The sequence below is a fragment of the Mesorhizobium sp. M2A.F.Ca.ET.042.01.1.1 genome (assembly GCF_003997405.1).
GTDB lineage: Bacteria > Pseudomonadota > Alphaproteobacteria > Rhizobiales > Rhizobiaceae > Mesorhizobium.
Genome location: NZ_RZRX01000006.1, coordinates 20,903 through 43,595 on the forward strand (window position 1 = coordinate 20,903; position 22,693 = coordinate 43,595).

At 60.8% G+C, this 22,693-nt stretch carries 24 protein-coding genes and 2 tRNA genes; 8 read left to right on the plus strand and 18 right to left on the minus strand.

Annotation, left to right across the window (positions count from 1 at the left end; genetic code table 11):
• Positions 1–16: 16 nt before the first annotated feature.
• Positions 17–193 (minus strand): hypothetical protein, encoded by a 177-nt coding sequence (locus tag EOA23_RS35520; protein WP_189341467.1) that lies wholly within the window; start codon positions 191–193, stop codon positions 17–19.
• Positions 194–418: 225 nt separating this feature from the next.
• On the opposite strand from EOA23_RS35520, the gene EOA23_RS01895 reads away from it, so the two are divergent.
• Positions 419–493: transfer RNA gene (locus EOA23_RS01895), tRNA-Thr, on the plus strand.
• A 78-nt stretch (positions 494–571) separates the two neighbouring features.
• A tRNA-Cys gene (locus tag EOA23_RS01900) sits at positions 572–646 on the plus strand.
• Positions 647–713: 67 nt separating this feature from the next.
• Here EOA23_RS01900 and EOA23_RS01905 read toward each other — a convergent pair.
• A complete protein-coding gene (locus EOA23_RS01905) occupies positions 714–1,460 on the minus strand; it encodes a GGDEF domain-containing protein (RefSeq protein ID WP_245456175.1) in 747 nt (248 codons plus the stop codon).
• Positions 1,461–1,670: 210 nt separating this feature from the next.
• Positions 1,671–2,381 (minus strand): thermonuclease family protein, encoded by a 711-nt coding sequence (locus EOA23_RS01910; RefSeq protein WP_245473961.1) that lies wholly within the window; start codon positions 2,379–2,381, stop codon positions 1,671–1,673.
• 217 nt (positions 2,382–2,598) lie between these two features.
• Here EOA23_RS01910 and EOA23_RS01915 point away from each other — a divergent pair, with 217 nt between their 5' ends.
• Positions 2,599–3,135: a hypothetical protein gene (locus tag EOA23_RS01915; RefSeq protein ID WP_127302695.1), complete on the plus strand. Its 537-nt coding sequence runs from the start codon at positions 2,599–2,601 to the stop codon at positions 3,133–3,135.
• Between the two features lie 30 nt (positions 3,136–3,165).
• Here the strand turns inward: EOA23_RS01915 and EOA23_RS01920 are convergent, their stop codons facing one another.
• The 11 genes from EOA23_RS01920 to EOA23_RS01970 form a co-directional block, all read right to left on the minus strand.
• Positions 3,166–3,726, minus strand: coding sequence for a hypothetical protein (locus EOA23_RS01920; RefSeq protein WP_127302696.1), 561 nt, complete (start codon positions 3,724–3,726; stop codon positions 3,166–3,168).
• A complete protein-coding gene (locus EOA23_RS01925; RefSeq protein ID WP_127302697.1) occupies positions 3,723–4,298 on the minus strand; it encodes a L,D-transpeptidase in 576 nt (191 codons plus the stop codon). Before EOA23_RS01925 ends, EOA23_RS01920 begins: the two co-directional genes overlap by 4 nt.
• Positions 4,285–5,448 (minus strand): AAA family ATPase, encoded by a 1,164-nt coding sequence (locus EOA23_RS01930; RefSeq protein ID WP_127302698.1) that lies wholly within the window; start codon positions 5,446–5,448, stop codon positions 4,285–4,287. The genes EOA23_RS01925 and EOA23_RS01930 overlap by 14 nt, the downstream gene beginning before the upstream one ends.
• Positions 5,445–6,047, minus strand: a complete 603-nt coding sequence (locus EOA23_RS01935) for a TadE/TadG family type IV pilus assembly protein (RefSeq protein ID WP_245473962.1) — start codon at positions 6,045–6,047, stop codon at positions 5,445–5,447. Before EOA23_RS01935 ends, EOA23_RS01930 begins: the two co-directional genes overlap by 4 nt.
• 41 nt (positions 6,048–6,088) lie before the next feature.
• Positions 6,089–6,619, minus strand: coding sequence for a TadE/TadG family type IV pilus assembly protein (locus tag EOA23_RS01940; RefSeq protein ID WP_127302699.1), 531 nt, complete (start codon positions 6,617–6,619; stop codon positions 6,089–6,091).
• Between the two features lie 5 nt (positions 6,620–6,624).
• Positions 6,625–8,205: a pilus assembly protein TadG-related protein gene (locus tag EOA23_RS01945; protein ID WP_127302700.1), complete on the minus strand. Its 1,581-nt coding sequence runs from the start codon at positions 8,203–8,205 to the stop codon at positions 6,625–6,627.
• Between the two features lie 68 nt (positions 8,206–8,273).
• Positions 8,274–8,570 (minus strand): hypothetical protein, encoded by a 297-nt coding sequence (locus tag EOA23_RS01950; protein WP_127302701.1) that lies wholly within the window; start codon positions 8,568–8,570, stop codon positions 8,274–8,276.
• Positions 8,557–10,002 (minus strand): type II and III secretion system protein family protein, encoded by a 1,446-nt coding sequence (locus EOA23_RS01955; RefSeq protein WP_127302702.1) that lies wholly within the window; start codon positions 10,000–10,002, stop codon positions 8,557–8,559. The genes EOA23_RS01950 and EOA23_RS01955 overlap by 14 nt, the downstream gene beginning before the upstream one ends.
• A gap of 49 nt (positions 10,003–10,051) precedes the next feature.
• Complete coding sequence (cpaB, locus tag EOA23_RS01960; RefSeq protein ID WP_127302703.1) at positions 10,052–11,089, minus strand: Flp pilus assembly protein CpaB; 1,038 nt, start codon at positions 11,087–11,089, stop codon at positions 10,052–10,054.
• A gap of 101 nt (positions 11,090–11,190) precedes the next feature.
• The gene (locus EOA23_RS01965) at positions 11,191–11,430 is read right to left on the minus strand and encodes a Flp family type IVb pilin (protein ID WP_127302704.1); all 240 of its coding nucleotides are present in this window, start codon (positions 11,428–11,430) and stop codon (positions 11,191–11,193) included.
• Positions 11,431–11,483: 53 nt separating this feature from the next.
• Positions 11,484–11,720, minus strand: coding sequence for a Flp family type IVb pilin (locus EOA23_RS01970; RefSeq protein ID WP_127302705.1), 237 nt, complete (start codon positions 11,718–11,720; stop codon positions 11,484–11,486).
• Positions 11,721–12,213: 493 nt separating this feature from the next.
• Here EOA23_RS01970 and EOA23_RS01975 point away from each other — a divergent pair, with 493 nt between their 5' ends.
• Genes EOA23_RS01975 through EOA23_RS01995 form a run of 5 tightly spaced genes read left to right on the plus strand, consistent with a single transcriptional unit; the run spans position 12,214 to position 16,679 of the window.
• A complete protein-coding gene (locus EOA23_RS01975) occupies positions 12,214–13,599 on the plus strand; it encodes a CpaF family protein (protein WP_127302706.1) in 1,386 nt (461 codons plus the stop codon).
• Positions 13,599–14,570 (plus strand): type II secretion system F family protein, encoded by a 972-nt coding sequence (locus tag EOA23_RS01980; RefSeq protein ID WP_127302707.1) that lies wholly within the window; start codon positions 13,599–13,601, stop codon positions 14,568–14,570. Before EOA23_RS01975 ends, EOA23_RS01980 begins: the two co-directional genes overlap by 1 nt.
• A 12-nt stretch (positions 14,571–14,582) precedes the next feature.
• The gene (locus EOA23_RS01985) at positions 14,583–15,539 is read left to right on the plus strand and encodes a type II secretion system F family protein (RefSeq protein ID WP_127302727.1); all 957 of its coding nucleotides are present in this window, start codon (positions 14,583–14,585) and stop codon (positions 15,537–15,539) included.
• A gap of 52 nt (positions 15,540–15,591) precedes the next feature.
• Positions 15,592–16,140, plus strand: coding sequence for a tetratricopeptide repeat protein (locus EOA23_RS01990; protein ID WP_127302708.1), 549 nt, complete (start codon positions 15,592–15,594; stop codon positions 16,138–16,140).
• The gene (locus tag EOA23_RS01995) at positions 16,140–16,679 is read left to right on the plus strand and encodes a prepilin peptidase (protein ID WP_127302709.1); all 540 of its coding nucleotides are present in this window, start codon (positions 16,140–16,142) and stop codon (positions 16,677–16,679) included. The genes EOA23_RS01990 and EOA23_RS01995 overlap by 1 nt, the downstream gene beginning before the upstream one ends.
• 20 nt (positions 16,680–16,699) lie before the next feature.
• On the opposite strand, the gene EOA23_RS02000 is transcribed toward EOA23_RS01995, so the two are convergent.
• The 4 genes from EOA23_RS02000 to EOA23_RS02015 all read right to left on the minus strand — a co-directional run.
• Positions 16,700–17,686: a phosphatase PAP2 family protein gene (locus tag EOA23_RS02000; protein ID WP_127302710.1), complete on the minus strand. Its 987-nt coding sequence runs from the start codon at positions 17,684–17,686 to the stop codon at positions 16,700–16,702.
• Positions 17,687–17,711: 25 nt separating this feature from the next.
• Positions 17,712–19,037, minus strand: coding sequence for a penicillin-binding protein activator (locus EOA23_RS02005; RefSeq protein ID WP_348628541.1), 1,326 nt, complete (start codon positions 19,035–19,037; stop codon positions 17,712–17,714).
• 72 nt (positions 19,038–19,109) lie between these two features.
• Complete coding sequence (locus tag EOA23_RS02010) at positions 19,110–19,478, minus strand: hypothetical protein (protein WP_042640852.1); 369 nt, start codon at positions 19,476–19,478, stop codon at positions 19,110–19,112.
• A gap of 72 nt (positions 19,479–19,550) precedes the next feature.
• The coding region (locus EOA23_RS02015) for a tandem-95 repeat protein (protein WP_189341469.1) at positions 19,551–22,693 on the minus strand (3,143 nt) is incomplete at its 5' end.

Consider the following 22,693-nt stretch of genomic DNA (forward strand, 5'->3'; position numbering starts at 1 on the left):
AGTATGGCTGATTTGGTCAGTCCTTGTGCATTTTTCCAGCAGCCGGCAAGCCTTCCGACCGCTGATCGGCGTCGCCAGCGCGCCGCGAACGCGTCTGCGCCTTGCGCTTCTGCAGATTGGCGCGCAGCGCCTCGGCCAACCGTTCCTTGCGCGCGGCTTCGCCCTTTTTCGGTGGATTTGTCTTGTCGTTCATCATCCATCCCTGACCGGCGGCTCAGCCGGCCACGATTCCGCAATGGCTAACATTTTAACGCGCCTATGTCATGAAAGCAGGCCGTCCGGCGGGTTTCACGCTGTGGATCGGCCGCGCATACCGCCCCAAACCGCTTAATGGCGGCCAGGAATCAGATGCGACGCTTTGGGTTTTTCTTGGCCTTGCGCTTGCCGGTTCGATATGGCAGAAGCGCCGCCATCGCAGGCTGCGGTAGCTCAGTGGTAGAGCACTCCCTTGGTAAGGGAGAGGTCGAGAGTTCAATCCTCTCTCGCAGCACCAGCCTTCCCTGTAATTGCCGCATCGGGCAGCGCCTGACGATGGGTCTGGCGCCAACCCATGGCAATGTCGCGCCTGCGAGGCCTCGTGGCGGAATGGTTCACGCAGAGGACTGCAAATCCTTCACTCCCGGTTCGATTCCGGGCGAGGCCTCCAGTTCCAGCGCCACCATAGCCCAGCCGCATTTGCCGGTGCGGCCAAGAAGCAGACCGATCGCGCCGGTTCAGTTGGTGACGTGCGACAGCCGCAGGCCGGCTTCGTCGGGGGCCTCTGCCATGCCTTCCTCCGCGAAGCGGTACATGTCCTCGAAATCGAGCTCATGTTCGAAGACGACGCCGCCGACGCTGATCGCAAGCACGTCCTTGTCGCCCTTCGGCGCGAAATAGATCTCGCCGACCGCGCCGCGAATACGCTCGCCGATCTCCTTGGCGTCCTGGTCGCTCGCACCCGGCAGGAAGACGCCGAACATCGAGGTTCCGAGACGGCCGATCAGATCGTCCTTGCGCACCGCGGATCGGATGGCCGATGCGATCAAGCGCAAGGCCTCGTCGCCCCATTCCAGACCGAAGCGCAGGTTGATCGACGCCAGATGCTCCGGATGGATGACCAGAAACGCGCCGGAGCGCGGACCGGCCGGCCTCGCCGCTCTCCTGTCGACCATCGATGTGAACACCTTGCCGTTCAGACAGCCGGTCAGCTGATCGTAGGTGCCGGATTTGGTGAGTTCCTGCCGGTAACGGCGGATCTCGATCTGTTGCCAGCCGGTGAGGGCAAACAGTGGCAGGCCGATGACGATCGGCACGATGATGGCCGTGGCGGCCCCGCGGGCGAACGGCGTCAGGCTGTCGCTGAAAAGCATCAGGTAGTTCAGCGCCAGCGAAAGGGCGACGCAGCCGGCGGTGCCAAGCACGGCCAGCAAGATGAGGTGCTTCCACGTTTGAGCCGGCGCGATCGGTGTTTTCGTGGTCAAGGGCCAATCTCCTGTTCGACGCATTGCTTTACAGGAGGTCCGTTGCAATTTCGGTTTCAGGGAAGCGTACAATTTGATGCAAAGTCGGCTTCTTCTCCATGGAAGCGCTGGATCCGGCGCACCGGCTGCCGTTGGATCAGGCCAAGTTTTAAAAGTGCCGAACCGCTCTGACCATTCTGCTTTCACGCAATTCCGTGACGGAAACCGGCGCTATTGCGGCGGTCCGAAAATGCCCATCCTGGCTTCTCTCGCCACCGCTTCCGCCTTGCCGTAGATGCCGGTGGGAGCGGCCAGCGCCCAGCCGTTGGAGACCAGCCAGGCCCCGACATCCTGCTTGCCGAGCGCGCAGGGCGCGGCGATGGCGAAGCGGTCGGCATCCGGCGGCAGCAGGCATTTGAGCGCCCGGCCGCGCAGCCAGGCGTTGAGGGCGGCCCGCGCGCGCTGGCCGCAGGGCCAGGCAGTGTTGTCGAACGTGCAGGTCCTGTCGGGGTCCATGCCGATCGTGCCGCTGATGGCGACCCTGCGTCCCATGGCCTCGAAGACCGCCGAGGAGATCGCGACCGGACCGAAAAGCAGCGTCTCGCGCCAATCCCGCGGCATCGGCGTCTTCGGTCGCGGCGCGAGCCCGAGTTCGCCGAGCGGAGCGCGCGGCTCGATGCGCTCGATCCCGGATGGGTCGAGCGGCGGCGGCGCAATGAGATCCTCGGCGATCTTGCGTGCCGGCTCGCCCGGCCGCGTGTCTTGAACCGGGACCTGAGAGGCAGGCTCGAGGTCGCCGGCATCCTGGGTCGGCGCGACCGGAGGCGGGTCGGGCGGCAGCCAGCGCCTGCCCTCGGCGATCAGCAGCATGCCGGCGAGCAGCCCGAGACCACCGAGCATCGGCGCCAGCAGCGGGCGGCTGGGCGGTCTCGCCTGGCTCACGCGCGGGCCTCCATGGGATCGCGCCGACAGCCGGTGATGCTGCTCGAGCCCAACCCGTTAGCTCCTGTCGACACGGCGCCACCCCGACCGTTGATCCGTCCGCACATTAGATCCGCACATTAGACATGAGCGACATTCCTTGAAAAGCAAGGCGTTGCGTTAAGTCTCGCGCAACCAATGCATCCTAGAATCGGTCATCGGATGTCGAGGGGATGACATGATGCGCAAGCCGATCCTGCTTTATGCCTTTCCGGCCCTGATGCTGGTTCTGCTGGCGGCGGAGCGCATGGCGGCGCTGCTTCTCGGCTTTTATCCGGCGAGCCCCGCTGTCTGGCACGCCTGGCTCGAGCTGCGGCCTTACTCGACCATGTTCTGGCAGCAGGCGCATGTCTATCTCGGCGGGTCGATGGCCGTCGACGCCGCTATCCTTGTTTTCGCGGCGGGCGCTTGCTGGATGATTTGCCAGGCAAAGAGGTCGGCCGGCTTCTTTCTGGCCAATCACGCAGCCCTGATCTTCGCGGGGCTTATGATGGCGCAGAGCAGTCACGCGGAAACGGCGAGCACCGTTGCCGCGTTCGTCACACCCCATGGTCTCCAGTTCTCGGTTATGGTCGATCTAAGCTTGCAGAACTGCCTGGTGTTGTGCCTCGGTCTCGCGGCGTGCGCCTATTGCCACGTTGCTTTCCTGCGCGAGGCGAAATTGCGCGCCGAGGCACGTTCGGTGCGTATGCTGGCGCTGCAGCGCGATCTATAGGCGGTCGGGCTCAGGCGGCCGCCCGCGCGATCAGTTGATCTTCTTGTAGTAGACCTTGCCGTCGGGCTGCTGGATGCGCTGGTAGGACGGATTGGGGCCGGGAGGCGCGACCTTGCGCTTGAACGAGGGCTGCGCGTCGGCGGGATCGGCGCCGCCTTCATAAGCCGCTGAAGCATCCGCCACCGTTGTGTTGCTGAGCATGGCCGGCTCGGGCGCGCCGGGCGCCGGCGCGCTGGCGGCGACCGGCTGGCCTTGCTCCAGCCTGGCGACATTGCCGTTGATCCGGCCGAAATTCGCCTGCAGCTGGCGGTCCAGCGTCTCGAACCGGCTCTGGAAACCGTTGTTGACGGTGTCGATGCGGGCGCCGATGCGCTGCTCGAACTGGCCGAGCTGATCCAGCCGCGCCTCGATAGTCTTGAGGTCGTTGACGCCGCGATAGAGATAGACCGCGGCCGTCACGTTGATGGCGGTGACAAGCAACGCGCCGACGGCGATGACGCCGATCATCCTGGCGCGGCTGGGCTTTCCCGGAACGGCCTCCCGGTGACCGAGTTCGATTGCCGGAACGTCCGGCTCGCTGATCATCGTCATTCAACCACCACCTTTGCCCCCACCGAGACGCGCTTGAAGAGATCGATCACATCGGTGTTCGTCAGCCGGAAGCATCCGGACGTGCCGTCGAAACCGACGCCCCTGGGATCGTTGGTGCCATGGATGCGATAGAGCGTGTCGCGCCCGTCGCGCGAAAGATAAAGCGCCCTGGCGCCGAGCGGATTGTAGGGACCGGCCGGCACCATCGCCGGCAGTTCCGGCTGGCGCGCGCGCATTTCCTTGGGCGGACGCCATTCGGGCCATTCGGTCTTGGAGGCGATCTTGACCGTTCCGGTCCAGCCGAAGCCGTCGCGGCCGACGCTGATCTGATAGCGCAGCGCCTGGCCCTGGCCGGTCACCAGATAGAGCGCCTTCTCGTTCTTGCGGATGACAATCGTGCCCGGCTGCTCGCCGGTCTCAAAGGCGACCGCCTTGCGCAGGCTTGGGCCCATGGCGGGCAGCGGCGGCAGCCCCGATGCGGCCTGCGCGAAATCGCAGGCCGACACCAGCGTCAGCCCGGCGAGGCACGCGCCGGCCAGATGCATTGCAGCGAAGCGCCTAGCGCTGGGCATTGTCCAGCCGCTCCTTGAACATGCGTTTCAAGTCCTTGTTGAAGCGCGCGCGTCCGTCCACCTCGGAGGGCAGGATGGCGCGATTGAGCGCATCGGCCAGCAGCGTATTGTCCAGCGCCAGCGACTTGATGTGCGGCGCCTTGAAGATCTTCTCCAGTTCGCTGCGCGAGAAGTGGTTGCCGAACCATTTGCGCTTGTGCTTGTTGGCGACCAGCGTGATGCTGACCTTGTTGCCGCGCAATTCGCGGATCTTCTTGTAGAGCCGCTTGCCTTGCCTCAGCGAAGCGACGTTGAGCTCGAAGACGATGAAGATCTCGTCGCTCGTGCGCAGCACCGAATCGTGCCACGGCGTCTCGATGTTGGGCAGGTCGATAACGATGTCGTCGAAGCGGTAGGCGACGAGGTCGAGCAGCCGGAAGACGAAATCGGAACCGTGCGGCTCGAACGGCAGCTGCGGCCGCTCGAAGGAATAGAGCGTGAGGCCCGACGGCCGCGACAGCTTGATGACGTCCATCAGCTCGACATCGAGCCGGTCCGGCTGGCCGATGATGCCGGAGAGGTCGAACTGGTTGAACTGGTTGAGATAGGCGCCGCAATTGGCGCTCTGGAAGTCGAGGTCGACGAGGCAGGTCGCGGCCGCCCGCTCGGCCGACTTGGAGGCAAGGTACTCCGCCGCCGAGATCGCCAGCGTGGTGGCGCCGGCGCCGCCGCTCGCGGCAATGAAGGTGATGATGCGGCTCTTTGTGCCCTGGCTGCCGGTGTCGTGGAAGGTGACGGCGTTGAGCAGCTCCTTGGCGTCGAGCGGCTTGTGCAGCCAGTCGGACGCGTTCATGCGCACCAGCACGCGCGTCTGCTCGGAGGTGAGCTCGTCCGAAATCGCGATCAGCGGCACCGACGCCCAGGCCCCGCGCGCCTCGACGATCGCCGGATTGCCGAGCAGCTCGCCATTGCCGAGGTCGAGGATGATGATGCCTGGACGGCTGTCGACAGGCGGCCCCTTCAGGAACTCCGCCGCATCCGAGACCTTGACGTCATAGATCGCCAGCGCATCGAGCCGCGTGGTGACGTCGCGCTTGAAATTCGGATCCGACGAAAACAGGGCTACCTGCTTGCGCTTGGTTGGGAGAACTCTTGTGTCGATGGCGTTCATGGTGACGTACTCTTTAAATCTTCACCCGTTACTGTACTCAGCATGGATGGCATCGTTTTATCTGCAAACCCGAGCAGCCCGCCCAAGAAGAAGAATTGGAACGGAACGTTCTGTAGGCTGACGGTGATAGTCGGCACTGGGCCACCCAAGCGCGTCTGGTAACCGAGGCCGGTGGCGGTATAGGTCACCACGACATTGGCGCGTTGCAAGCCGGGAAAAAATTGGCACATCCCCGGTCGTTGGTTGGCGGCCAGTCCCGGGCAGGCATCATCATTAGTCGCTGCCGTATCACCGCGGAAAATGCGGCTGAAAGCAGCAGCGTTGAATATCGCGGAATTGCCGTTACACGAGCCTGTGCTGCCGGAATATTTGCACTCGAACGAGTATGTTCCAGCCGTAATCGGGGCTCCTGGATTTGTACCTGGGTCGGCCGCTGCAAGCGTGGCTGCGTTGACGGCTGGATCGGAGACGGAGGCGAGCCTTGCACCGATCTGCACCGCCTTGGTCGCTGCGTTCCATTGATAAAATGCGTAACCGAAATCGACAAAACCCAAGGTAAGAGTAAGCAGAAGCGTCATCGCGATGGCCATCTCGACCATCGTCGCTCCATCTTCCGCTCGTAGGAATCGTTTCAGCATCATCAAAATCGGATCAACCGCTCCTGATGGCTGGTCCCCAGTGTGACGGTGGTGATGTTGAATAATGACAGCAGGCCGACGCTATCCAGTTCGCTGTATTTGTAAGTGCCGGACGCCGTGACGATACAGACCTGCGATGTCGTCGACAGATAGAGGACAGTGCCGCTTGAATCGATAGCGTTCACGCAGGTGGTGGAGTCGATAGTGACATCCGATTTTTGCCACCCGGGGATACGTGCGGGCGCCGTCCCCGCTATATTGCCGAACACGGTGATGTTCTTTGCCCGGTCCGCGCAATCGATCGCCGCGAGCCCGGCGTCAGTATAGAGCTTGCTGTTGCAGCGGGCGGCGAACCGGGCTCCGTCGGTAAGACCTGCTTCCATTAAAAGCTTGTCGTGAATGAGATTGCCGAATTCAAACACGCCGGCCGACAGGAGCAACATGAGCGGCGCCACCAGACTCATCTCGACGATGACGGTACCGCGCTGATCGGACCAAAAACGCTGAAATATGCGGGACAGCAGCTTCGACATTGCCGTCACCGATAGAGTTGCGCTTCATTGCGCAGGAAGTTGTCGAGTGTACCCTGACCCTCGCGTCCGCTGATGTCCACCAGTTCCACCATGACCGAGGCGTCGGAGGAGGCTGACGCTACCGGCTCGGTCAGAAAGAAGCTGGCGAAGGCTTCGACGGGGAGGTTGGTACTGTTGCCGTTGAGATCGTACCCGGCAGCCTCAAGCGCATTGCAATTCAACAGCGCGCCATAGAGTAGGCGGCGATCGACAGTCGTCACCGGTGGCTGACAGCCGCTGGGTGGCGTTCCAACCTCTCCGCCAGTTGACTGCACACCGACTAGCGACTGAGCGGCAGTGGGGGGCGATGGGGGTAGCGTTCCATTCGCCAAAGCGGCACGTTCGTACTTGTAGACTTCATAACGAGTCGGCGTGGTTGTATTCCAAGCACTGGGATAAGAGGCACTCCCAAAATTAGTTTGCCAATAGTTCCCCGCCCCAAGAAGCAGGTAGTCTCCGGCTCCCATACGGCCACCCATATACGGTGTCGTCTGATCTCTCGGCAGGCCCTTGTTACCGGGGCCGTTAAATGTCAGCTGATTGTATTGTGGACACTGGTTCGAGTTTCCGTTGGACCGTACTCCGCCCTTGCGTACATTTTCCGCTGGGCCGTATTCCGGGGTGTTGAAGGCATTGCCGCTGGCGTTGATTCCAAATCGGACATTGAAGGCGTCCTGAACCGGTCCCGTGTTCTGGCCGGTTTTGGTGTTTACCCCCTGCGCCGAATAGCAACCCAGCGGCTTCGATGTGGCGATTGTTTGGGCTAGTGCCTGCGCACCATTGCCGACGCCGTCCGGCGGCTGCAGGAAACCGAAATTGCCAGGACCATAGGCCGCATTGTTCCCAACCATTCGAAGTTCGATTAGCCGGCGATGGACTGCCGGATCCGTTACGGCCTGCTCCAGCGTGACGCCACCCGCTGTATTGGTGCCATTCACCATCTCATAGGGATTACACATGAAGACGGGGGTGTAATTGCAAACGCCCGATGTAAAACCCGCCACCGAGACAGCGGTAAGATTATAGCTCTTGTCGGTCGCACTTCCTGAGGACGAAACGGAGACCGGGAACATGGGCGTGAAGCCTTCCGGCTGGGCCCATACCTGGATGAAACGGGTCGTTATTGGCGAGGCGGCATAGTTGGCCGACGTAATAGGATCCGAATCGTTCGTTGGAATACTTGCCAGGAAGCACCACGAGATTTGCCCTTTCGATCGGCAAGCAGGGTAGGTCGCGTCAACGGTGGCTGCTCCAGCGCCGGTGGTTAGCGAAACAGACCCACCGTCAGAGAACATTGTGCTATTGGATACCAGGTTTGTGAGAGCATTCTCGGCGCGCGTCCACGCGTCAGATCTGCCGCTTAATTCAGCGGCTGCAGCGAGTGCCAAGGCGTCCGTGCCCTTCTGCAAGTCGTTGTCCAGATTGTTCATCCGGCTCATGTCGATAGCCAGCAGGGACAAGCCGATAATGGCTGGCAACATGACGCTGACTAGTATCAGCGCTATCCCACTCTGATCGTGCCAGAACGCGCGAATCGTCCGCAGCATGGCCTACCCCTTACCCCGTGGTGTCAGGCGCCTCGCATGCCTGATGCAACCGCTTCCTTTCGTTCAGTTCATTGTGTGCTCGTCCCGGACGGCCCGACATTGACTGTCATGTTCGTCGTCGGCGCGGACGTGCTTGGCGGAAGTTTGTATTTCTGCACGACGCCGACAGACCGCGCGCCGTCACCCTCGATCTTCGTGTTGTTGGAAGCCGGGTTGTACGGATCGACCGTCTGCAGCAGCTGATTGGTCTTCTGCGAGTCGCCCGATGCCAGTGTCATCGTGTCGTAATTGTTCAGATAGTCGGCCGCGCAGCCCGCGAGCAGGCTGGAGCCAAGAAGAACGAGCAGGAGCTTACTTTTTGACATAGAGCAGCTTGTCCTTCGATTTGACGTCGAGCATGTGGCCATAAGGACCGGTGACCCCGTCGCCATGCTCATACATCCGGATCATGTCCTTATTGACTTCGAGCTGGCCGAGCAGCATCAGTTCCGGATCGTTGGCCGGCTTGGTCTTGTCGAATGGTGTCGCCAATTGTTGGCCAGGCTTAACTGGACGCACGACATTCGGCGTGACGATGATGACCAGCTCGGTCTCTTCCTTCTGTGTGCTCGAATTGTGAAACAGCGCGCCGATGATTGGCACTTGGCCAAGCCACGGCACCTGCTCTTGAAGCCTCGTGTTCTTGCTGGAGAGCAGCCCGCCCACAGCGAAGCTCTGGCCGTCGCGCAGGTCCACCGTGGTCGACAGCTTGCGGTTGGTGAAGATCGGGTCGCCGGCGGGCGTAAATCCCGTTAGGTCGCTGACTTCGGGTGCCAGTTTGATGTGGATCTTGCCGTCGTCGAGCACGACGGGCGTGAAGTTCAGATTAACGCCGAACTGCTTGTATACGATCTGGATCTCGCCATCGGTGCCTATGCTGCGGATCGGTACCTCGCCACCGGCATTGAAACTGGCGACCTCGCCGGAAACAGTCGTGAGATTTGGTTCGGCCAGAAGGCGCACGACGCCCTTCTGCTCAAGCGCCTCGATAATTAGGTCGACCTTTACATTGCTGGATATGATCTGGGTAATCAATGCTCCGAACGGATTGCTGTTCGACAGGAGTCCGGTCACAATATCGCCTGGCCCAGCCACAACGTTGTCTTTATCGACTGCACCGTTGCCGGTACCAAAGCGCGTGGTTCCGCTGCTGTTGTGTCCTCGGAACGACACGCCGAGATCGCGACCGGCATTGCGCTTGGCCTCAAGGATGCGCACCGACAGATTGACCTGTTGGCTGTCATCGATCGTCACAGAGTTGATGATCGCGTCCGGCCCATATTGCTGGGTTACCTCCACGATGGATGCCAGCGTTGCAGCATCCTTGACATGGCCGGAAAGCCTGATCTTGCCGTTGATGGAACCGATTTCGATGCGCGCCTTTGGCGCCACCTGCCGGATCGCCGCTGCCATGTCGCTGACATCCTGGCCGACCTCGATCTGGATGGCGCCGAGCGAGCGCTTGTCCTCGGAAAACAGATTGACGGTGGTCGTGCCGACGGTCTTGCCGATGATGTAGAGCGTCTTGTCGGTCATCGGCTGCGCGTCGGCGATCTTCTCGTCGCCGACCACGATGTCGCCCAAAGTGGCGTTCACCTGGATGGTGGCGGATTGAGAGACGGGCACGAAAACGCGATGCAGCGATGGACTCGATACATCAATGAACCGGTCAGCCGCCCTGGCCGGATGGCCAAGCGTCGCCGGTGCAATCAACAAGGATAGCGCGACCGCCGCTATCCTAAGCCATAACTTCTGCATTCCCCGTCTCCCCGGCTGTCAATCGGCAGCCCCCGCTTACCGCTTGGTTCTAATGTTGTCGCGGCACGTCGTAAGTTTCGAGCTTCACTCCACGGAAGACGCCGATCGTCGCGCGGGCCGGAGGCTCCGGCTGAATGTATTTCACGACCTCCTTGACGACTTCCTTTACCTCCGGCGCCTCAGCAACGACCGGCGCGGGCTTGACCTTGCTCAATTCGTCAATCTGACTTCCAACCCGCTCCACCGCCTGCGCCAAGCCGTCTATCTTATCGTTGGCGCGTTTGCGTTCTTCGGCGGCCGCAGCATCGGCTGCCTTCTGCCGGTCCAGTTCCGCCTGCCTCTTGGCGACATCCTCCGGCGTGTCGCCGGTCAGATCGGCAACCGTCACACGCTCCGTCGCTTCGCCCTTGTTACCTGCCGCTTGCCGCAGCGCCAGGGATAATTGTCCCGCCCCAGCCGCCAGTGTCAGCTTCTGCGCGTCCTTGGTGCTGACCTCCACAGTCACGGCCTTGACCACGGTGGGGCTGTCCTTGCTCTCGTCGGCAACCTGGTCGACTGCAAGAACCTTGACGCTCTGCAACAGGACATCGACGAAACTCTTCGCGACGCCGCTATCGTTCGTCGTGCGCGTGAGGAGGATATCCACCCGGTCGCCGGGAAACACGAAGCCCGCAACGCCCAACACGTCGTTGACCCTGATGGAAACTGCTTTCATGCCTTCCGTAAGAACCGCTGAAAGTGTTGCGCGCTGACCGGCACCCGTGATCTTGCTGGCAAGTACCGGCTCATTGGTACTGATGGCTTGCAACGCTTGGCGCGTGCCGTTGCCGGCCAAGGCCTCCTTGACTGTCTTGAACGAGCCGGTGGGCACGGCGCCTGCCGGCCACGCAATCTCGCGCAGCTTGTTGTCGGTCAGTGTGTCACCGAACTTGAGAGGAACGGCCGCGACGACGACGGTGTCGCTCGGGACATCGTTGCCTCGTGCGAGCGCATTGCGCTGGCTAGCCAGCCAGAAATTGGCGAGGACGACCGCAAGCATGCCGAAAACGCAGGCGAGAACGATCATCACGATTGTATTGGCGCGCATAACCCCAAACCCCAAGTAGGCCGAGAAACGCCGGCCACGTCAGCCTTGCGACCGTTCAGGCACGGATCAATTTTACCCGTGATCCGTGCCTGAACGAAGAATCAGGTACCAGTGCCGGTTGTTGCCTTGCACGTACCACTAGTCCCGGCGGTCGCCGTCAGGCCCTTGCCGTCGAGAATGCCGCATAGGCCGGTAAAACGCCCGCTTACCCAGCCGCCGATTGCAACGATCGCCAGGATCGCCGCGCCGGCTATGATGCCGATCAGGATCGAATACTCCACCATGGCAGCGCCGTTTTCGTCGTCGTGGAACCGCCGGGCCATTTCGATAAGTTTACCCATTTGCGTTCTCCCGTCAGGCCTGGATCAATTGATCCAGGCCTGATCGAATAGCCTCAAGTACCGGTACCGGTGGATGCCTTGCAGGTACCTTTGGTGGTCGCGGTAAGTATGCCCTTGCCATCAAGGATACCGCAGAGGCCCGTAAAGCGCCCGCTCACCCAGCCGCCGATGGCAACGATCGCCAGGATCGCCGCGCCGGCGATGATGCCGATCAGAATGGAATATTCGACCATGGCAGCGCCGTTTTCATCGTCGCGGAACTGCCGGGCCATCGTCATGAGCTTCTTCATGCCAATTTCTCCCTTTGGAGGTTTGAACCCGACGAGACGAGCCTAAGGATGAACCCCATACCCAAGCATCCCCCGTCACCTTCAATCCTAGGTCGTGCGAAAAAGCAGTGTCAAACGGATTAACGGAAGCTTAACCTTTCAATACTCGACTTTTCGCACTTTCATTTGCGACAAGGGTTTGATTCGCTTCATTTTTCAAGTCTCCTTAACCATTCGTTCACAATTCGGCCACGGTTAGGCCTTTTTGCGGTTGAATTAGGGTTCCTACATACTTCTTTATATCTAATGGCTTAGGGGCATCGTCGCTCCCGCTGCGGCAAAGGTCCTAGGACTTTAGTCTGGAGCTAAAGATTGACCAGAAATAGTTATGTGGCATCACCGCCACTTTTTTAACTATGTCGCAAGTAATTGTCGGTGCTTTGCCTCGCGCCGCTTGTGCCCCTCGTGGTTAACGCTTAGTTTCCAGTCTGGGGATATCAAAAGGGCGGGCGGCATGTTGGGTCGCTTCATCAAAGGGCCAAGTGAGCAGCGGGCGCCGCAATCGACGTCGGCGCCCGCGATTGCCAATGGCACGGTAGTCGTGCAGCCGGCGCAGGCCGAGCCAGCATCCGACGATTTTCTGTCGCTCAAGGTCGATTTGCATCGGCATCTCATAGACAGGTTCAATCTGACGGCCCTTGAAAACGCCTCTAAGGACGAGATCCTGAATGAAATCCGGCCGATCGTGCGGGAATTTGTGCGCGGCAGAAATGTTCCGCTAAACGCGCGTGAGTTGGATCAGCTGACAAGCGATACGGCCGACGAGATGCTAGGTCTCGGCCCGATTGAACCGCTGCTCAAGGACGATTCAATTGCCGATATCCTAATCAATACTCACAACCACGTCTTTATTGAGCGTCGCGGCGTGCTTGAGGAGACCTCGATCCGCTTTCGGGACGAGGCGCATTTGCTGCGGATCGTCAATAAAATCGTCTCAGCCATTGGGCGACGGGTCGATGAATCCGCGCCGATGGTCGATGCGCGCCTCGAAGACGGGTCGCGCGTCAATGTCGCCGTGCGACCGGTCTCAGTTGATGGTCCGCTCGTCTCGATCCGAAAATTCTCCAGAAATCCCTATTCGCTTGAACGCTTGATGGCCTTCAACTCGATCCGCCAGCCCATGATTGATCTGCTGCGGATCGCCGTCCAGGCGCGTAAGTCGATCCTAGTTTCAGGTGGTACCGGCAGCGGCAAAACCACGCTGCTAAATGCTCTGTCGAGTTATATCCCGGCCAAGGAACGACTGATTACCATCGAGGACGCGGCGGAATTGCAATTGCAGCAGCCGCATGTCGGTCGCCTCGAAACGCGCCCGCCCAATGTCGAGGGCAAGGGTGAAGTCCGCCAACGCGAGCTGGTCAAGAACGCACTGCGCATGCGCCCCGACCGCATCATCGTCGGCGAGGTGCGTGGTGAGGAAGCCTTCGACATGTTGCAGGCCATGAACACCGGCCATGAAGGCTCGATGACCACCATCCACGCCAACACGCCGCGCGATGCGCTGTCGCGTCTAGAGCAGATGGTCGGCATGGCTGGCCTGCCGATGACTCAGGAATCGATCCGCGCCCAGATTGCGTCCGCCATCGACATCATCGTGCAGACGCAGCGTCTGGCCGATGGTGGCAGGCGCGTTATTTCCATCTCGGAATTGACCGGCATGGAAGGGAACGTCGTCCAACTCCAGGAACTCTATCATTTTGTTCGCCGCGAGGTGGCAGCAGACGGGCAAATTATCGGCGAATTTCGCGCCACCGGAATCCGCCCCCGCTTTGCCCAGGAGGCGGCAACGCTCGGCCTGCACTTCGCCAAGGACGCTTTCAACCCGCAGGTCCCCCTCTGATGATAAGTAGCGAGACGCTTATCTACTTCGTCTACGTGCTGGCGGCAGCGTCAGTCATCCTGGCAGCCGAGGCGCTCTATGTCACTTATGTAAGAGGTCGCGATCGCACCGGCACGATAAACCGACGACTCAAGCGCTTGGCGGATGAGGCCCCCGCGGAGCAGGCCCTGCAGAGCCTGCTGCGCGAACGTGGACTGACCGAGTCTGGCGATTACGTGTTCGGGGCGATTGCGCTCAACAGGCTCTACACCCAATCAGGTATAACCGGGAATCCGCTGACATTCGTTGCGATCTTCGTACTGGCTGGGCTGATCGTAGCGCTGCTTTTGAAGCTGCTGACGGGTATTTCCGCGCTTCCAGCCCTAATTTGCTTTGCATTCGTAGCATTTGTCTTGCCTCTGCTATTTCTCCGCCGGGCCCGCAACAAGCGAATCTTGAAGTTTGCCCGCCAATTGCCAGACGCCTTGGATATGATTGTGCGCTCTCTGCGCGCCGGCCATCCGGCCTCGGTGGCGATTGGGTTGGTTGGCCGCGAAATGCCTGATCCGCTCGGCACCGAATTCGGCATTGTCGCCGACGAGGTCACTTTCGGCCTGAGCATAGAGCAGGCGGCACGAAAGCTATCGGAGCGTGTCGGTTTCGAGGGGCTGCATCTTCTCTCTGTGTCTCTGTCCATTCAATCTAAGACAGGCGGCAATCTCACGGATATCCTTGCCAACCTGTCCAAGGTTCTGCGCGAGCGGCAAAAGCTTCGGCTGAAGATCAGGGCCCTATCGGCAGAAGGGCGCTTTTCGGCCTGGGTCATCTCGCTCTTTCCGATAGTGATGTTCGCTATCCTAGCGCTCGTTGCCCCGAGCTACTACGGAGCTGTTTGGGGCAACCCGCTCATCTTTCCGGTGTTCACACTCTTCGGCATCTGGGCGCTACTCGGCGACTTCATCATGTATCGTATGGTAAATTTCGATTTTTGATTGGAGCCGAACATAAACCTCTTGTTGAACATTCTGGGTTCCGAGCTTCTCGTTTCCCTGTCGGTATTTGCGGCTGCGGCGGCGCTGTTTCTGTTCGGCGCATTCGTTTTATTGCCCGCCTTTCAAACGCGAAGGCTGGTCACTGAAAGCTTGATATCGGAGGGGGTCGTCAACCGGCGGTCCCTGGGTGTCCAAGAGCAACTGGTCAAGATTTCGGCTCAGCGGCCTGTTGAAGCCTATTTCCGTGCGCTGGAGAAAGAGCGCGGTGAGCCAAATGCCCTTGAGGCCAGATTGTTTCGGGCCGGCTTCTACCACGCGAGCGCGCCGGCTCTTTACACCCTGTCGCGAATTGGCGCCGTCGCCCTTGCCTTTCTTATCTGCTACACCCTGTTGGCAATGGTGTTGCCGCCGAAAATACCCGGCTTCATTTCATTGGCCGGAGCCTCGTTGTTTGGCTTGGCTTGCCTGGTCATTCCAAGTATTGCGCTGGATCGCTTCGAGAATGCTCAAAAACAGATTTACCGTCGCGGCTTTCCCGATTTCATGGATATGATGATTACCTGCGCGGATGCAGGTATGAGCTTGGAGGCCGCGGTCGAGCGAGTGTGCCAAGAAATGGCCGGAACGCACAAATGGCTGGGCGTTCAACTTTCGATCATGAATCTGCAACTTCGCGCCGGCAAGTCTCTTCGCGATTCTTTGCGGGAACTCGCAGACCGTATCGGCCTGGAGGAAGCAAGGGCCTTGGCGGTGCTGTTCCGGCAATCAGAGGAACTTGGCACCAGCCTCACCGAAGCGTTACGCGTCTACAGCGATGAAATGCGGACACAGAGAATCCTTCAGGCGGAGGAACGTGCCAACGTGCTACCGGTCAAAATGATGATTCCGCTGGGCATTTGCATCTTCCCAGTGGTGTTGATGATCGTCCTTTTGCCGGTGATCATTCGCATGAGAGGCATTTTCTTCTAGTACATCATATGATTAGATTCTAAAATAGAGTCGGGGACTCGTGGGACACACAATGACAAAGCGCCTCGCAGTCGCGACCAGCCTGCTGCTGATCTTTCTGGCCGGTTGCCAGACGAACGACTCCACAGGCGGCGTGGTCCGCACCAACGAGCCGGCGAAAGGCGATTATACCGCCTTCGGCGACGCATTCGACGGCTTGAAGACAGTCAGTGACGTGGACTACTATGCCTCGGATCAGGCAGTCACCGAAGCCAAGACGCAGTTTCGCTCCGAGAATTACGGCAATGCCGGGGCGTTGTTCTACAAGGCCACCCGGCTTGCGCCCAATGACGGTGTCGCTTGGCTGGGTCTTGCCGCATCCTGCGACCGCATCCGGCGCTTCGATCTGGCCGATATGGCCTATAGCAGGGCCTACCATCTGCTCGGCGCTACGGCGGAGTACTATAACAATCTCGGCTACTCCTACCTGCTGCGCGGCAAGCTGCAGGACGCTCGGAACAACTTCCTCAAGGCCTATGAGCTCGCTCCCAACGATCCGACCGTGGCCAACAATTTGAAACTTTTGTCTTCCAGCGTGCGAAACATCGAACGGCAGACGTAATGTTGCTCTATGCGTCGCTGGTGCTGAAGGCACTCACCATACCACTTTTTGCAAGGATAGCTTGGCTCGATTTCACGACGCAGAAGATATCGAATCGCGCCGTTCTCCTGCTCCTCTGTCTGGGGCTTGGGTCATTGCAACTTGTGTCCGTTCAATCAGGATCATGGTTCGAGATGGCACTAAGCGCGCTTAGCAGCCTCTTTCTATTCATTGTGCTCTTTCCCTTCTGGGTGCTGCGCAAGATTGGCGCCGGTGACGTCAAGCTGATGGCGGTAATGCCGTTCCTGATTGGTCAAAGCGGCCTTGTGGTCTTTACCCTCTTCCTTCTTGTCTTCGCGATCATCACGACGTTGCTCGTGAAAAACCCCTTCATATTGCCTGCTGGCGCTTTCCGCCTCTATGTCCAGCACATGGATCGAAAAGGCGTGGTCCCATTTGGTGTGCCGATCTCGGCCGCTGCTGTGTGCGCAATGGTGTTCCAGATCTATGTCGCACTGGTTGTGGCGACGAGCTCTGGAATATTGGAGCAGCTCAACTAACGAGCTGTAGCCGGGGCGCGTTACGACGGCACATTCGTGCGATGGCCACAGTATTTCCAAATCAGCAGCGTTGCCGCGATGGCCACGTAAGCGTCGACGGCATAGTGCCAGCCGAAGTAGACGGATCCGAACATGATCGCTGTGAAATAGAACCAACCCCAATACCGGACTATCCGGCCTGAGCGTGAGAGGAATAGAGCGTTAAGCAAGGCCACGGCCACATGCAGACTCGGCATCGCCGCGATGCCGGTTCCGAAGACGGTGCGGTCAAGGGCGTAAGAGGAATAGAGGTAGTCCGAGGTGGCAATCATAGCCCCGCCCGAGGGACTTGACGCAAGCGTGGATATCAGATCGGCGAAACGGTTGCCGTCGCCCATCCGATCGAAGAAGATCGGCCCTGCCGAAGAGCCGATAACCCGCAGCACGCTGCCGAGAATGACGGCAACAAGCAGTAACGACAAAAAGTAGCGCGCTCGACTATTGCGGTCGTTGGTGAAAGCGGCGACGAGAACGACGCCAACCATCTGGATAAACCAGACCGGCCCGTAAAGGACAAACAAGCCGGGCTCCAGCTGTTGCGGAAGAACCGCATGGGCCGCCCTCCAGGGATCGCCGCCATGTATTTTGGCATCCAGCCATGCCAGGAATGGGTCAGCAAAGAACGGGACATAGAGCGGCGTGACGTGCTTGAGCGTGGAGAACGCGGCGGCGCAAAGAACGAAAATGCCGACTACGATTAATGCGCCTTTGCCACGGACGCGCAATTTCTCAACGATGAAAGTCAAAGGGGAACGAGGCCGGGAGGACACGGCCACGCAAACCATCCCTAGCAGCGCGAAGACAGGAATGGCGAGCGAATATTTTTTCAGCGTGTATTCCGTCAGCATCGCGAAAAAAGTAGCGGGCGCCAGCACGGCGGTTGCGCCGACATACGCCAGACAAAGAACGGCCACGCTGCGTGTCGTGATGCTGAGTTGCCTCGTCTGAACAGCGTCGGAAATGTCCACTTCTCCCCGGCCCGAAAGCCGCCCTCTAAAACCCCGCCGTCGACTTCTCCACCAGCTTCAGCTGGCCCTTCTCCACCTTGAAGAACGGCATCGACCTTTGGCTCGAGCCGTCGCTGCGGAAGCGGAACAGGCCGGTCGAGCCGCGGAAGCCGGTCGCGTTTTCCAGCACCTGCTTGTTGAAGCCGTCGGGGCCGGCGGAGCTCGCTATGCCGGCGCTCAGCGCCACCATGTCGTAAGCATAGGCCACGTTGACGTCCGGCTGGTAGTTGTAGGTCGCCTTGAAGCGGTCGGCGATCGGCCCGGTCTCGCTCTGGTCGAGCGTCGCGATATAGGCGCCCTCATAGAGCGGATCCACTGGCCGCTCGAGCCAGCGGTCGGTGCCGATCAGCGTCACCGTCTTGCCCGGAATGCCTTTCGCCTTCAGCGCCGCAAGCACCGCGGCCGGGCTGCCGTCGCCGCAGGCGAGGACGACGGCATCCGGCGCCTCGACCAGCGAGCCCATGTCGGACACCACCTTGGCGCCGCCATCGGTCGGGGAATAGGGCAGGGTCACCGCAAGCGTGGCGCCGTAGATGCTGAGCGCGTTGGCCACCCGGGATTCGACGGCGCTTGAATCCGCGCCCGCCGGCACCATCAGCACGAATTTCCTGGCGCCCTTGCCGGCGATTGCCGCCGCGCCGGCCGCGGCGCTGTCGGCTTCGCTCAGCCGCACGGAATAGACGCCGGGGCCGCCGGCGAAATTGTCGGCCAGCGCCAGCACCGGCGGCCGCTTGGAGCCTGAGAGCTTGGCAAGGTGCTGCGCGGCCGCGAGCTCGGACGGGCCGACGACGACCTTGGCCGTGCCCGACGTGATCGCCTTCACCGCGAGGTCCTTGGCGTAGCCGCTGTCGCCGCGCGTATCCTGGATCGTCAGCGTCAGCAGCTTGTCGCCGAGATCGGCCATTGCGAGCCGCGCGCCGTCATACATCTTTCGGCCGTTCTCGCCCGTGCTGCCGGGCGCCGAAAGCGGCAGCAGCATGGTCACCTTAGTCGGCCCCGTGCCGAGCATCAGGTTGGCCTTCGCTGCCACGGCCGAGGTCGGGCCGCTGGACGTCGCGCTGGTCGCGATTCCGGCGCTCTGTGCCGCGGGGGCCGGGTTGCCAGTGGTCGCGCTGCTTGCCTGCTGCGCCGCGGCGGCGCCCGCCTGGCCGGCCGGCGCTGCGATCGCCGACGGATCGAGCACGTCCGATGCGCCGCTCTTGGACTGGCATCCAGACGCTGCCGCCGCTACCGCAAGGGCGAGCGCCATGGCTCGCCAACGTTCGCGTCGGAGATCCGGCGTCCTGCCGGCATGCGCGGCAGCCGGCCGCATGGTCGCTGAGGCTTCCGCCCGGGCTTGCATCGTCATCATTGCAAACGGTCGGCGCGGCGCACGCCCGTCAGCTCAGTGCATATACTCGACCATGCGGTCGTGGAAGCACTCGCATTTGTTGAGCGTGTCTTCGTCCTTATAGTTCGTCTTGAGGTAGCCATAGGCCATGCCGCAGGCGACCTTGGCTTCAGACGCCCAGACGAAGGCGGGACGCGACGAGTTGATCCATTCCGGGCTGTTGGCGACGGCGACCGACTCGTCCATCAGCTTCACCACATGGTCCTTGAGCTCGACCATGTTGTCGGTCAGCACCAGGTCCGATGTGCCCACGGTGCGGCAATAATTCACCGCCGGCTCGCCGATGATGTCGGCGGCAAAGCCCGTCGACCCGGCCAAAAACAGCGCCGCGGCCGAAGCCAGCAATCTTGCGGAATGTCTCATGTAAGCCCCTCGTTGAATTGCGAATTCATGCGTTGCTAATGTGTAGCATAGGAGTGTGGCCACGCATAAGTGCTAAATGGTGACAGGATGCTGAACATGGTTCGTGTCATCATAGAGGATGTTGATCGTGCCGGCAGCAGGTGCGTTCGTCAGTTGCGCCACATCGACGAAATTAGCCTGGTTGCCCGAGCCGCTGCTGTCGACGCTAAGGGTGTGCGTTGTGCTGTTGTATTGGACATAGTTGCTAAGGGCGACATTGTCCGCTTTGTCGAACAACGCTGTCAGGTCGATCTGATCTCCTTCACCCTTGTTGTAGTCGGTGATGAGATCCTTGACGTCCAGGCTGTCTAGCTTGAACGTGTCGGCGCCGGTCCCGCCCGCCATCGTGTCCTTGCCCAGACCGCCAATCAGGATGTCGTTGCCGGCCCCACCGTCGATGATGTCGTTGCCGCCCCGACCGATGATGACGTCGTTGCCGCCATTGCCAAAGAGATGATCCACGCCGGATGTACCATAGATCTGGTCGGCAAGCGTCGCATCTCCATTGACGGTGATGCCCGGATCGCCCGGATCGTGCGAGAAGAACGAGAAGTTGACCGTACGCGCTTGGTAGTTGCCGCCGTCATTGTCGAAATACGAGAGTGTCCACGTATCGTTGACTGATGGTGGATGCGTAATCAGGTAGGAAGCAAGCGTCGTGCTTGTCGCTTTGCCGCTGGCATCGAGCAAGTAGATGTGATCGTAGTCAACGGTAGCTTTCATCAAACCGGTCGCCGGATCGTAGAACCAGCTTTGCTCGAACGTTGCCGGGCTCGTATCGTCCTCGACGATCGCGAAACGGTCCGTGCCGATTCTCACCTCGACCTGCACTTCCTGTTCGCGGTGCGAACCAGCGCTGCTATCGCCGTAAACGCCCGGGTTCCGCTCGCTGGGATCGATTGGCGTGGTGAACGGCGACTCCTGGAAATCGGTATAGACGACTATGGTCGAGCCGTGCGGATCGGCCGTGATCGCATTCACCGTCGCCTGCGACAGGTGGAGCGTTGCTACCTGGTCGTTGCCAGAGGTCAACGGGCTGTTGCCATTACCGATCTGCGAGGTGTCGCTCGGCAGGCTGGTCGGCGGCACCTCATGGATGCCGACCGTCTGGCCGACATGGACCGTGCCGTCATAGACGTCGAGCGAAAGACTTTTGGTCACTGTGTCATTGGCCGTAACCGTCGGCTTGTAGACCAAGTCGTCCAATAGGTTGATGCCGCTCGAGGGATTATAGAGCACCGTACCAGTTGTGAGCGCAACATAGCTGACGCCGTTGAAGTAGAAGACGCCGGCCGGGATCGCTCCGGTGGCTGTGACGACGAGGTTGTCTCCATCCGCATCGGTCGGGATGTTCACCAGCAACGGATAGCCGTCCGGATAGCTGGGTGTGCCGGAGGTCTGCTGCGACGGGTCGCTTGACATCCAGTTTTCAGTGTTCGCCACCGTCGGCGAATCGTTGACGTCCGTCAGGTTGATGGTCAGCGTTGTCGTCGATAGATCGCCGTCGCCGTCCTTGATCGTGTAGACAAAGACGTCGGTCGTGTTGGCATTGATGCTGTGCGCCGTCGACTGGTAGGTGTAGGAGCCGTCGGCATTGAGGTGCAGCGTACCGTGCAGACCGACAATGTCGGTGTTAACGCCACCGCTCACCGCCGTCGTTGTATCAGCTCCCGCCGCGCGGACGCCGTCGATGGTGGCGCCGTCCGCGCCGCGAACGTCATTGACCAGAACGCCGGCCGCCGCGAGTACGGTGAGCAGGGAGCCTTCATTAACGCTGCCACTGTCGTTGTGCGCCGTCGGCACGTCGTCGACGATGCTGATGGAGAGCGTCGTGGAGGCAGGATCGCCGTCGGAGTCCACGACCTGCACGGCGAAGTCGTCATGGGTGGTGTTGCCCGAGGTGTTGTCGAGCAGCGTGTAGGAGTAGGTGTAGCCCGTCGCCGGCGTGCCGGTGATGGTCAGGTCGCCATACTGGCCGTGCACCAGGATGCCGCCGACCGCATTGGTCACGTCCACCTGGACGTTGTTCTTGTCGGTCACATAGAGGTGGCCGATCGTGTCGCCGCCGGTGGTGATGTTGAGCGAGCCCGTCGCCGTCTCGCTCGGATCGCTGTTGTTGGTGCCGTTGTTGTCGGCGATCTCACCCGAGCCCGCGGGCTCGCCGCCGCGCGCCGGAAGGCCGGCTTCGGTGACGCTGGTGTCGGAGCCCCCGGCGATCGCGATCGTCGGCGTCGAGTCATTCAGCAGGTTGATCGTCACCGTCGCCACCGACGGGTCGCCGTCGCCGTCGACGATCTGATACTGGAATGTCACCGTGCCCTGCTCGCCGGCGGCCGGCGTGTAGGTGAAGGTGCCGTCATTGTTGTAGGTCACCGCTCCGGAGCCGGTCAGCGAGTTCGCCACCAGGCTCACCTTCGTCGGATCGGCGATGTTGACGCCATCGGCGCCAGGCACGTCGTTGGCGAACACGTTCACCGTCACGGCGGCATTCTCGCTCGCTTGCGTGCCACTGTCGTTGTGCGCCGTCGGCACGTCGTCGACGATGCTGATGGAGAGCGTCGTGGAGGCAGGATCGCCGTCGGAGTCCACGACCTGCACGGCGAAGTCGTCATGGGTGGTGTTGCCCGAGGTGTTGTCGAGCAGCGTGTAGGAGTAGGTGTAGCCCGTCGCCGGCGTGCCGGTGATGGTCAGGTCGCCATACTGGCCGTGCACCAGGATGCCGCCGACCGCATTGGTCACGTCCACCTGGACGTTGTTCTTGTCGGTCACATAGAGGTGGCCGATCGTGTCGCCGCCGGTGGTGATGTTGAGCGAGCCCGTCGCCGTCTCGCTCGGATCGCTGTTGTTGGTGCCGTTGTTGTCGGCGATCTCACCCGAGCCCGCGGGCTCGCCGCCGCGCGCCGGAAGGCCGGCTTCGTTGACGCTGGTGTCGGAGCCCCCGGCGATCGCGATCGTCGGCGTCGAGTCATTCAGCAGGTTGATCGTCACCGTCGCCACCGACGGGTCGCCGTCGCCGTCGACGATCTGATACTGGAATGTCACCGTGCCCTGCTCGCCGGCGGCCGGCGTGTAGGTGAAGGTGCCGTCATTGTTGTAGGTCACCGCTCCGGAGCCGGTCAGCGAGTTCGCCACCAGGCTCACCTTCGTCGGATCGGCGATGTTGACGCCATCGGCGC